9 protein-coding genes are annotated in these 9,564 nt (G+C 44.8%); all 9 read left to right on the top strand.

Going from position 1 to position 9,564, the window contains the following annotated elements; all coding sequences use genetic code 11:
* Positions 1–109: 109 nt before the first annotated feature.
* A complete protein-coding gene (gene prfB / locus B3K42_RS04415; protein WP_110990045.1) occupies positions 110–1,222 on the top strand; it encodes a peptide chain release factor 2 in 1,113 nt (370 codons plus the stop codon).
* A gap of 66 nt (positions 1,223–1,288) precedes the next feature.
* Positions 1,289–2,188, top strand: coding sequence for a 16S rRNA (cytosine(1402)-N(4))-methyltransferase RsmH (gene rsmH / locus B3K42_RS04410; RefSeq protein ID WP_110990046.1), 900 nt, complete (start codon positions 1,289–1,291; stop codon positions 2,186–2,188).
* 15 nt (positions 2,189–2,203) lie between these two features.
* Positions 2,204–2,491 carry a hypothetical protein gene (locus B3K42_RS04405; protein WP_110990047.1) on the top strand — a complete coding sequence of 96 codons (288 nt, stop codon included), beginning with the start codon at positions 2,204–2,206 and terminating at the stop codon, positions 2,489–2,491.
* A 92-nt stretch (positions 2,492–2,583) separates the two neighbouring features.
* Positions 2,584–4,344, top strand: a complete 1,761-nt coding sequence (locus B3K42_RS04400; RefSeq protein ID WP_110990073.1) for a penicillin-binding protein — start codon at positions 2,584–2,586, stop codon at positions 4,342–4,344.
* The gene (locus tag B3K42_RS04395; protein WP_110990048.1) at positions 4,334–5,275 is read left to right on the top strand and encodes a DNA polymerase III subunit delta; all 942 of its coding nucleotides are present in this window, start codon (positions 4,334–4,336) and stop codon (positions 5,273–5,275) included. The genes B3K42_RS04400 and B3K42_RS04395 overlap by 11 nt, the downstream gene beginning before the upstream one ends.
* A gap of 109 nt (positions 5,276–5,384) precedes the next feature.
* Positions 5,385–5,759: a 30S ribosomal protein S12 gene (gene rpsL, locus B3K42_RS04390; RefSeq protein ID WP_006492338.1), complete on the top strand. Its 375-nt coding sequence runs from the start codon at positions 5,385–5,387 to the stop codon at positions 5,757–5,759.
* A 14-nt stretch (positions 5,760–5,773) separates the two neighbouring features.
* Positions 5,774–6,241: a 30S ribosomal protein S7 gene (gene rpsG, locus B3K42_RS04385; RefSeq protein WP_292597068.1), complete on the top strand. Its 468-nt coding sequence runs from the start codon at positions 5,774–5,776 to the stop codon at positions 6,239–6,241.
* Between the two features lie 73 nt (positions 6,242–6,314).
* Positions 6,315–8,339, top strand: coding sequence for an elongation factor G (fusA, locus tag B3K42_RS04380; RefSeq protein WP_375232238.1), 2,025 nt, complete (start codon positions 6,315–6,317; stop codon positions 8,337–8,339).
* A gap of 33 nt (positions 8,340–8,372) precedes the next feature.
* Positions 8,373–9,564, top strand: a 1,192-nt coding sequence (gene tuf, locus B3K42_RS04375; RefSeq protein WP_292597065.1) for an elongation factor Tu, incomplete at its 3' end; no start/stop codon positions are given.

Here is a 9,564-nt window from a genome sequence, read left to right as displayed (position 1 = left end):
CTGTGCACTCTGATTTCAGTGGAGCCGGAGGAGATAAGAAGGGTGATGTTGGCGGCAAAAAGAAGGCCACAAAAAGGTTCAAGGTGAAACGTTAGTCCGGAGGTGCAATTTGATTAGTTATGAAACGAACTTGAGAATTCAAGAGTTGAGAGAGAAGTTTGATTCGATAAGAGAGACTCTTGATCTCGAGAAGATAGATGAGAAACTGAAGGAGATCGAAAAGCGAATGAGCGATCCCTCAATATGGAGTGACCAAAGAGAGGCTTCTAAGCTGGGGATAGAGGCACAGTCCCTCCGGGGGACCCTCGGTCTTCTAAGGAATGTGGAAGAGGAGTTTGAAAGCATAGACATTGCGGTGGAGCTATCGGGAGAAGACGAGAGTTACGTGAGGCACGTTGAAGAGCTTGTAAAGTCGGCAGAAAAGAAGGTCAGGGAATTTGAGCTAACGATCCTTCTAAGCGGAGAATACGATAATAATAACTGTTTCATGTCAATCCACCCTGGTGCGGGAGGAACCGAGTCTCAGGACTGGGCGTCAATGCTTATGAGAATGTACATGAGATGGGCAGAGGCGAACAGATTCAAGATTACAATTGTAGACGAATTGCCTGGGGACGAAGCTGGAATCAAGAGTGTGACCCTGAATTTTTCCGGCCCATATACGTATGGAAAACTTAAATTTGAAGCCGGTGTTCACAGATTGGTGCGGATCTCGCCTTTTGATGCAAATCACAGGCGACACACATCATTTGCTTCGATCAGTGTGTTTCCGGAGATGGACGAAGTACCTGAGATTGAGATCAAACCTGAAGATCTGAAAGTCGATACTTACAGATCGGGAGGTGCTGGTGGACAGCATGTCAACAAAACTGATTCTGCCGTCAGGATTACCCATCTCCCTAGCGGCATAGTTGTTGCATGTCAGACAGAAAGATCTCAACATCAAAACAAGGCAAATGCAATGAAAATGCTTTATGCAAAGCTCTTTGAAATAGAGATCGAGAAGAAGCGCAATGAGAAACTGAGATTAATGGGTGATCAGAAGGACATATCATGGGGCAATCAAATAAGGTCTTACGTTTTTCAACCGTACACAATGGTCAAGGATCATCGAACTGACGCTGAGACAGGAGATATCCAATCTGTCATGAATGGCGAGATAGACGAATTCATAGAGAAGGAGCTGCTTTTCTTCTCTTCAATCGAAAAATCTTTAGAATGAATAGTGAGATGTGTTTGACTTTGACTGTAGAAAAATGTTATTATTCTTTCGAGCGGAGTGAATTAGATGTCCAGGCAATATGACGAACACCACAGGAGCGTCATGGTTCGCGAAGCGCTCCATTATTTGCTTGGTGAACGTGTCAATGGGACTTATGTTGATTGTACCGCTGGTGAGGGTGGCCACATGAAAGCCATTCTTGAGGCCACTAACGGTCAAGCAAGGGTTTTTGGACTGGATGTTGACCGTGAGGTTCTGGATATAGCGGAGCAGAATCTTAAAGATTACCGGGGAAGTTACAGATTATTCAATCTCTCTTATGTCGATTTCGAAAGTGTGCTTAAGCAGGCTGGTATTGAAAAGGTAGATGGTTTTCTGCTAGACGTGGGACTCTCCACTTTTCAGTTGAAGTCTAAAGGAAGAGGATTTTCGTACAAACTGGACGAACCGCTCGATATGCGTATGAACCTTTCTTTGAAAACTACAGCAGCAGAAGTGGTGAACAGCTATAAGGAAAGCGAACTCGCAAGGATTGTCTTTGAGTACGGAGATGAAAAGCGATTCGCCAGAAGAATAGCTAGAAGCATTGTTTCCAGAAGACCCTTGTTCACGACGAAAGATTTGCACGATGCAGTAAAAGCAGCTATACCCCCAGCCGAAAGGTACAAACGAAAGAGACATTTCGCAACAAGGACTTTTCAAGCAATCAGAATTGAAGTGAATCAAGAACTTGAAAACATCGACAGTACATTGAAGAGAATTCCCGGTTTTCTGAAGCAAGGCGGTAGGATTGTTATTATTTCTTTTCATTCTTTGGAAGACGGCATAGCGAAGAGAGTGTTTAGGGAGAAATCGAATTCTGAGTTGAGGATACTGACGAAGAAACCTTTACGGCCGTCGGAAGAAGAAGTAGAACTCAATCTAAGAGCAAGAAGTGCAAGATTGAGGGCAGCGGAGCGGATTTGAAGGGAGGAACATCTCGTGCAAGCCATAACAGCGAAGCGGAAGTCGCTAGTTCGTGAAGGCGACAAAGCCTTAACAAGCAGCGATGTTTGGGGTTTATTTGGGTTTCTGCAAGTGCTCGTTATTTTTCTTTCATTGGCAGTTTCAATCGCTCTCCCGTTTTATTTCGGCAACGAGGTTGACAAAATCACAGAGGTGGCATCTAGAAGAGAACAAGACATTATGGTCATGAAATCTAGGCTTGAAGATGTTTCGAGAGAAATTTCGTATTTGCAGACTGTTGTTGGAGCGAGAGCGGAAAAGTAGAACTTTGTAGAGGTGTATCATAAATTAAGAAGCTTGCTAGAAGAGTTACGCTGTTGTATGTGCTCTTGATACTTTGTGTAGGAGTCTTCGCTGTGAGAGCGGGATATATATCGCTGTTCACAGAGCCTGATCTGCCGGTAGTTTTGGGTGTAAATAAAATCCCGGCACTTAGAGGATCGATATATGATTCAAAGGGCAGACTTCTAGCCAGCGATTCCATAATTTACGAGGCATGGCTCGATCTCGGGTATCTTAGATTAGCAACTTCTTCTGATCAAATAGAGAGAGTGCTGAGAAACATTGAACTATCGTTTGGAATACCTTACGAGAGACTAGATGAAAATCTTCAAAGTACAAAGAACTTTCTTCTTCTTGGAACGACACCGACTAATGATGAAATGCAGCGAAAAATCACACCTATTACCAAGCGATATATTTCCCTGGAAATGCAAAGGGAGAGACTAAGTTTTAGCGAATATGGACTTGATAGAATATTGGGAAAGCTTGATAAAGGCGGAGTTCCACTTAATGGGATTGAGCTGAGCTACAATGAGCAATTGTCTGGAAAAGAGGATGGCCTAATAAGAAGAACCCTTACAAGCACCGTGAGGGAAGAGCCAAGAAATGGCAGTGACGTATATCTTTCAATTGATATAGATATACAGAAGATGATCTATGAAGAACTGTTTTCAACCGTTGAAAAAAACATGGCAGATGGCGGTGTTGCGCTTCTTGTGGAAAGCAAGACCGGAAAGATTATTGCCTATGCCGGAACCTATGATTGGGATGTAGGTCTTATGGGCATCTTTGAGCCAGGATCGACGATTAAACCTCTAATCTACTCACTGGCCCTGCAAAGTGGATCAATAACTGAAACAATGACTTTCAATTGTGATGGGAAAATTCAGCCCGTGCCAGGGCTTGACATAATTATACGTGATACAGAAGGCGAACGTCACGGGATTCAGACGTTCAGAGAGGCTATCATAAATTCATGCAACGTAGCTACTGTTCAGGTTGGAGGTAGAATACTAAACACTCTGGGCAAAGAAGAAATGTACAGACAACTCAACAATATTGGTTTTGGAAGGTTGTCAGGTGTGGATCTCCCCGGAGAGACTCCCGGTATCCTGCCGGAGGCAAAAGACTGGTCTCTGATTTCCCCTTACCAGTTCCCGATTGGTCAGGGACTCGGAGTGAACATATTCCAAATGGTGAAGGCCTTAAATGTATTTCCAGCAGGTGGACAGTTCTTGACCCCTATATTTGCAAGAGCCATCAGGAGTGATGATGGTCTTGAGAATATCCCGAAGAAGGTCGACGGAACACTTTTCTCGTCACAGCTTGTCTCCACTATGCTCCCAATTCTGGAAAGTGTTGTTATTGAGGGAACTGGCACAATGGCCAAAGTCGACGGAATAAGAATCGCTGGAAAAACCGGTACGGCGCAAAAAGCTGGACCAGGAGGATATAATGAAGAGACTTACTTTTCACTGTTCTTTGGTTTCTTCCCTGTAGAGAATCCAACTTATACACTGTATATTATGATAGACACCCCCAAAGCTGGAGCCTACTATGGAGGGTTTGTGGCTGCTCCGATGTTCGCTTCGGTAGTCAGAAACCTCTATGGTATTGGCGTTGAGAAGGAAGTTTACGAGGGAGTCTATAGCTGGAAAATGCCTGATTTGAGCGGATACTCGTTGCTTGATGTGAAGGAAGTTGCCGAAATCTATGGAATAGACAAAATTGTTGTTCATGGGTCAGGCGAAGTCATCAAACAGCATCCAGATGCAGGCCAACCTCTACTGGACAGGATGGAGGTCTGGTTAGGAGCGCTGAACAATGATTTATGAGATAACGGGAGATAGTGATGTACTCAAAGATTTTTTTATACGTGAGAGAACAAGCGAATATCTTTGCTTAACTGAAGATATGCCAGAAAAGGAAGCCAGACTCAAAATGGCTTTATCGACTGCTGGAATGTTTGGAACAAAACCAATTAGGCTTTCGGGATTCGATAAATGGAAGAGAGAAGAGCAATCGTTAGTCGAGACATTGATTCCTGTGATAAACGAGCATATCGATTTGTATGTTGAAGGAAAACTGAGTGCAAAAACCCAAGTTCAGAGGGTCAGCTTCAATCTTCCCAGGCCCTGGGAAGAGGAAAAGTGGCATTCTCATGTTATGAAGATTGCTAGATTGGCGAAGATCAAGATTTCAAGAGAGGCTGCCGCAGCGCTAATAGAAAGAATCGGAAGAAAGGAATACAGGATTCTAAGAGAACTGGAAAAGCTTTCGATTCTTACCAGAGACATAGACGCTAAGACCGTCGAAGAATTCGTTGACATCGACCTAGATATCGAAGTTGAATCACTAGCGTACAACTTCTTGAACAATGATAAGGACTTTCTAAGTTCGGCAAGAAGATCGATGATTCCATTCACGTATTTTTCGTCGGTCCTTCTCAAGATTGTTTTGGATTTGGGGACTATAATTGAAGTTAGAAGAGGTTCCGCCGCTGTTTCGTGGTCGGAGATAAAAGAGATCTCCACTTGCACCGGTATTAGCAATGCCAGGGCTGCCAGGCTTGTTGGGTACAGTTTTTCAAACGCGAAAGATGATAGGGAAGACTTAAGTTTGAAATTCACATCTGAAGAACTAAGACTACTTGTTGTCATCCTTCAAGAACTTGACGATTCAATCAAGAAAGGGCAGACGACCCAAGAACTTGCCTTCTTCAATTTGGTTGGAGAATCTTTGAAACGTAAGGTAACTCTTCTGTAACAATTACCATCTGAAACATCCTGTTCAGCAGGCTTCAATTGACAGTACCACCGTCGCATTGTACAATTGCTTTCGGCAAAATGCTTAGAAGGAGGCGAATTGCAACCAGATGCCCACGATAAATCAATTGATAAGACACGGAAGAAAACAGTTGAAACAGAAATCTGCTTCTCCTGCGCTTGAAAATAATCCACAGAAGCGCGGTGTTTGTGTAAGGGTCTCTACAATGACACCCAAGAAACCCAACTCAGCCTTGAGAAAGATTGCAAGGGTGCGTCTCTCAAACGGGACAGAAGTCACGGCCTACATTCCTGGTGAAGGACACAATCTTCAGGAACATTCCGTTGTTCTTGTAAGAGGTGGAAGAGTTAAAGACCTTCCTGGCGTAAGATACAAGATTGTAAGAGGCACTTTAGATGCCGAGGGAGTAGCAAACAGGAAGCAATCGAGAAGTCGTTATGGCGCCAAGAGGCCGAAGAAATAAGGAGGCAGTTCTAGATGAGAAGACGTCAGTCTGAGAAAAGAGAAGTGGTGCTTGATCCAATTTACAATGACACAGTAGTCACCAGACTAATAAACAAGATCATGATAGGTGGAAAGAAGAGCAAGGCAGAAGCTACCGTTTATGGAGCACTTGAAGTTCTTTCTGAAAGAACTAAGCAGCCTCCTATGGAAGCTTTCAAGAAGGCTCTGGGTAATGTTAAGCCTCTTCTGGAAGTAAGACCAAGAAGAGTTGGAGGGGCCACTTATCAGATACCTTTTGAGGTTCCTGAAAGAAGAGCGGTAGCTCTTGCGATAAGATGGATTGTCACATCTGCCAGAGCAAAGTCTGGAAAACCTCTTAAGGAAAAGCTTGCGCTTGAACTAATAGATGCTTATAATGGTCAGGGCAACGCAGTTAAGAAGAGAGAAGACGTACACAGAATGGCGGAGGCTGGAAAGGCATACGCTCACTTCAGATGGTAAAGATGTTTCAGCGGGAGGAAAGATAGTGAAAGAAAGAGTCACAACCCTAGACAAGACTCGGAACATAGGAATAATGGCCCATATAGATGCCGGTAAGACTACCACTACCGAGCGTATTCTTTTCTATACAGGTAAGAATTACAAGCTCGGAAGCGTTGACGAAGGAACGGCAACAATGGACTGGATGGACCAGGAAAAGGAAAGAGGTATCACTATCACTTCTGCTGCGACTACGGCATTCTGGAAGGATCATCGTATCAATATTATTGATACACCCGGGCACGTTGACTTCACAGTTGAAGTTGAAAGATCTTTAAGGGTTCTTGACGGCGCCGTTGCGGTGTTCGATGCCCAGGCCGGTGTTGAGCCTCAATCGGAGACAGTTTGGAGACAGGCAGACAAATATCATGTGCCAAGGATTGCCTTTATGAACAAAATGGACAAGATCGGTGCAGACTTTGAGAGCGCCATAGGCACCATGGTTAACAAACTGAAAGCAAACCCTGTTGCAATTCAGCTTCCAATTGGATCTGAGTCGAGCTTTGAAGGTGTTATTGATCTTGTTGAAATGAAGGCCTTCAGATGGACGAATCAGGAAGGGACAGAGTTCAGTACTTCTCCAATACCTGAAAACATGCTCAGTCAGGTAGATGAAGCTCGTGAAGACCTGGTTACACATGTAGCTGAGTTCGATGAAGAGCTTATGGAATTGTATATAGAAGGCGAAGAACTTCCCGTTGAAAGGATGAAAGCGGCCATAAGAAAGGCTACCCTTTCAGGGCAGCTAACTCCTGTTCTCTGTGGTTCGGCTTTTAAGAACAAGGGAATCCAACCTCTTCTTGACGCGATTATTGATTATCTGCCGTCCCCAAAAGATTTACCGCCTGTTCTTGGTGAGGTTCTAGATAGCGGAAAAGACGTAGAGGTTCATCCAGATGAAAACGGTCCCTTTGTTGCGATGGCTTTCAAAATCATGGTCGATCCTTTTGTGGGAAAGCTGACCTTTTTAAGAGTCTATTCAGGTTCCCTCGAAAAGGGGTCGTACGTGTTCAACACAAATAAGAATGTCAAAGAGAGAATTTCGAGACTGCTCTTCATGCATGCCGACAAGAGAGAAGAAGTCGACTATATTCGTGCAGGAGATATAGTTGCGGTAGTGGGTTTGAAGAATTCAATGACGGGCGAGACAGTGGTTTCTGGCGATGAGAAGATAATCCTGGAAAAGATTGAGTTTCCAGAGCCGGTAATCTCGATTGCCATAGAACCCCAAACAAAGGATGATGCTTCGAAACTGACAAAGGCTCTAGTCGCTCTCGTTGAGGAGGACCCTTCCCTCAAGAGTTACGTTGACAGTGAGACCGGAGAGACTATTTTGTCCGGTATGGGAGAGCTCCATCTAGAAGTTATCGTTGAGAGGATAAAAAGGGAGTTCAATGTTGGACTCAGAGTTGGAAATCCTCAGGTAGCATATCGAGAGACGATAAGAACCAAAGCAACTGGGGAAGCAAGGTATATTAGGCAAACAGGCGGGAAGGGACAGTACGGACATGTGGTTCTTAGCGTCGAGCCCATTACCGACATGAGCTCAAACTTTGTTTTCGAAGACAAGACTGTCGGTGGAACGATTCCCAGGGAATTTATCAAACCTGTGGAACGTGGGGTAAGAGAGGCGATGGATTCCGGTTATCTTGCCGGTTACCCAATGGTCAACGTGAGAGTATCTTTGCTGGACGGTTCGTATCACGAAGTGGATTCTTCGGAGATTGCTTTCAGTATAGCTGGATCAATGGCCTTCAAGGAAGCTGTACGCAAAGCGAGTCCTGCTTTGCTTGAACCGATAATGGCTGTAGAGATTAACACGCCTGAAGAATACATGGGAGACTTGATTGCCGATCTGAATTCCAGACGAGCCAAGATTGAGGGCTTCGAAACCAGGGCTGGTCTTAAAATTATTAAGGCTCACGTTCCTCTTTCCGAGCTTTTCGGTTATGCGACAGTTTGCAGATCTCTCTCGCAGGGAAGAGCAATCCACATTATTCAGTTCTCCCACTATTCGGAAGTTCCAGTGAAAATTGCAGATAAGATTCTTGGAAGATAGAGATCCCAAATAGGTATTTGGAGGAGGGAAACCATGGCTAAGGAAAAATTTGAACGTTCAAAACCACATCTTAACATCGGTACGATTGGACACATTGATCACGGTAAGACTACTCTTACTGCGGCAATCACGAAGAGTCTGGCATTCAAGGGTCTTGCCGACTTCTCCCCGTTTGACTCAATTGACAAGGCGCCGGAGGAAAAAGCAAGAGGAATCACAATCAACGTTGCTCATATCGAGTACCAGACTGACAAAAGGCATTACGCCCACATCGACTGTCCAGGTCACGCTGACTATATCAAGAACATGATCACCGGAGCCGCTCAGATGGATGGGGCTATTCTTGTTGTCGCTGCTACTGACGGTGTTATGCCTCAGACAAGAGAACACGTTCTCCTTGCGAGACAAGTCAACGTTCCCGCAATGGTGGTGTACATAAACAAGGTTGACGCGGTCGACGATGAAGAATTAGTCGAATTGGTTGAAGAAGAAGTAAGAGAGCTTCTATCTTCCTATGAGTTCCCTGGCGACGAGCTTCCCGTAATCAAGGGCTCTGCGCTCAAGGCGCTTGAAGCAGACAGTCCGAATGAATGGACGGAGAGCATATACGAACTTATGAATGCCTGCGACGATTACTTCCCGGATCCTGTCAGAGAAATTGACAAGCCCTTCCTTATGCCTGTGGAGGATATCTTCACCATTACAGGAAGAGGAACAGTCGTTACTGGAAGAATAGAGCGTGGAGCTGTTCATGTTGGCGATGAAGTTGAGATAGTTGGACTTTCTTATGAGACAAAGAAAACCGTATGTACCGGAGTGGAAATGTTCAGAAAACTCCTTGACGAAGGGCAGGCCGGCGACAACATCGGGGCACTTCTGAGAGGTGTGGCAAAAGAAGAAGTCAAGAGAGGTCAGGTACTTGCAAAACCAGGATCCATAACACCTCACAAGAAATTCACGGCAAACGTCTATGTTCTTAAGAAGGAAGAGGGAGGTCGCCATTCCCCGTTCACAAAGGGTTACAGGCCGCAGTTCTTTATAAAGACTGCAGACGTTACTGGAGAAATCGCAGATCTTCCCGAGGGTGTCGAAATGGTTATTCCTGGCGATAACGTTGAAATGACTATCCAGCTTATCTATCCCGTTGCGATTGAAAAGGGTTTGAGATTCGCAATCCGTGAGGGTGGCAGGACAGTTGGCGCCGGAGTCGTCAGCTCAATAATTG

Source organism: Mesotoga sp. UBA6090 (genome assembly GCF_002435945.1).
Classification (GTDB): Bacteria; Thermotogota; Thermotogae; order Petrotogales; family Kosmotogaceae; genus Mesotoga.
Note: the sequence above shows the minus strand (reverse complement) of the source record. Positions and strands in the feature narration are given on the sequence as shown.